Below are 1,713 nucleotides of genomic sequence, written 5' to 3' on the forward strand. Positions count from 1 at the left end.
ACAAAGCTGAAGGGCCTGAGCCCGGTGCAATACCGTGCTCAGGCCCTCGCGGCCTAGACTTTTATTTGGCCAGTCCAACTTTCGGGGACCAGTTCACCATCGGCCGGGGCTGCGCTGTTTTTCGTTTGTGTGCTTTTGACACCTGGGCCGGGGGCGAACTTCCCGCTGGCCCTGACCCTCGCCGGCCGGCCGCGCTAGGCTGGAAGTCTGGCTGCGGGGGTGCCCGGGCCCTGTGTGCCGACGGCACTTGCCCACCGGACCGCCTCTTCGATACCGACCAGCAGGCAGGTGGATATGAGTACACCAGAGAACAACCCTGATCCCGGAAACAACAATCCGCAGGTGCCGCCAGTGCCGCCTCCGGGACCCGGCGGAAGCTCCGACGGTCCCGGAAACACCGCAGGTAACCGGCCTGAGCCCCAGTATGGCCAATACGCTTCCGGCCCCTACGGATATCAGGCCGCCCAGCCATCGGGTTACGTTTCGCCGTATTCCCCTGCCCGGCCCGCGAAGGGTCCGGCACCCCGCGAGGTGCTGATCGGATCCTGGCTCATCCTTGCCGCCGGCGTCCTCAGCTTCATCAACAACGTCATTACCTCGTTCGACCTTCCGTCCGTGCTGACCCCCGAGGAGCAGCAGACCATCACGGACGGCGGAATGGACGAACAGAGCGTCAATTCCTTCCTCGTGTCCTTCGGCATAGTCATCGCCGTGATCGGTCTGGGCTTTTACATCCTGATCGGACTGCTCGTGCGGCGTGGGAAGAACTGGGCCCGCATCTTGGGAACAGTCTTTGCCGCCTTCTCCCTGGTCAGCATCGTCACCACGGCCGGCACGTATTTCTCTTCGCCCCTGGGCCTGCTGGCACTGCTTTCCAGCCTGCTGGGGATCGCCGGGATAGTGCTGCTCTATCTGCCGCAATCCAGGCCGTACTTCCGTTCCGCGCCGCCCTACCCGTACTGACGGCGCGGGTCACGGAAGCGAAATAACAGGGGCCAAGGTGTGGCAGCCGAGAGTTTTCCCTCCGCAGCCCCGGGAAGCGGCCTGAAGGGGTCACACGCCGGTCATGCCCGCGTAGCGTTATGTCCTCCCCCGGTGAGAACCAAGTTCGCCGGAGGGTGCCGTTCTGCTGTGAAGGATGACCATGGCCGCACTGCTTCCGAACCCTAATGCACCCAAATCCCAAACGCCGGCAGAGGATGATCTGCTCCCCCACGCGCCGCAGCAGCCCAATCCTCCTGACCACAGCTCTCCGGTGGTCAGGCGTCCGCTTCACCTCCAGACAACGGATAAGGAAGAGCTCCGACCGCCAGCCACTCCAGAGGGCGCCGGGCCGGTCCCCCCGGATTGGCCGGCCGGAGGGCCCCGCGCCGCCTTCACCTGGTTCGCTGCCGGGCTGGGCGCGGCCTTCACCTGGTTCGCTGCCGGGCTGGGCGCGGCCTTCGCCTGGGCCTGGACCGGCTTGCGGGCGGCCTTCGCCTGGGCCTGGATGGGAATCGGCGTAGCTTACGACTGGTTCCGCGAGGGGGCGCAGGTCGCCGCTGCATGGGCCCGTGGCACCACCCGCGCGGCTTCTGTAAGGGTCCAGATGGCGGCACGCACCACCGCCAACCACGTCCACGCCGGAGCCATCCGCACTCAGAACACGGCCCGCGCCGGAGCCGTCCGAGTCCGCACCGGAGCCCACGCGGCCTCCGTCCGTACCCAAAACAC

The 1,713-nt window shown here is 66.3% G+C and carries 2 protein-coding genes; both read left to right on the forward strand.

The window, feature by feature from the left end; genetic code table 11:
* Positions 1–294: 294 nt before the first annotated feature.
* Positions 295–963 (forward strand): hypothetical protein, encoded by a 669-nt coding sequence (locus AC5RTS_RS16250; protein ID WP_493993049.1) that lies wholly within the window; start codon positions 295–297, stop codon positions 961–963.
* Positions 964–1,144: 181 nt separating this feature from the next.
* Positions 1,145–1,713, forward strand: a 569-nt coding sequence (locus AC5RTS_RS16255; protein ID WP_493993050.1) for a hypothetical protein, incomplete at its 3' end; no start/stop codon positions are given.

Source organism: Arthrobacter sp. MDT1-49-2 (assembly GCF_059090185.1).

Coding starts and splice junctions, on each gene's coding strand:
- AC5RTS_RS16250 (WP_493993049.1), top strand. CDS start 295: ATGAGTACACCAGAGAACAACCCTGATCCCGGAAACAACAATCCGCAG.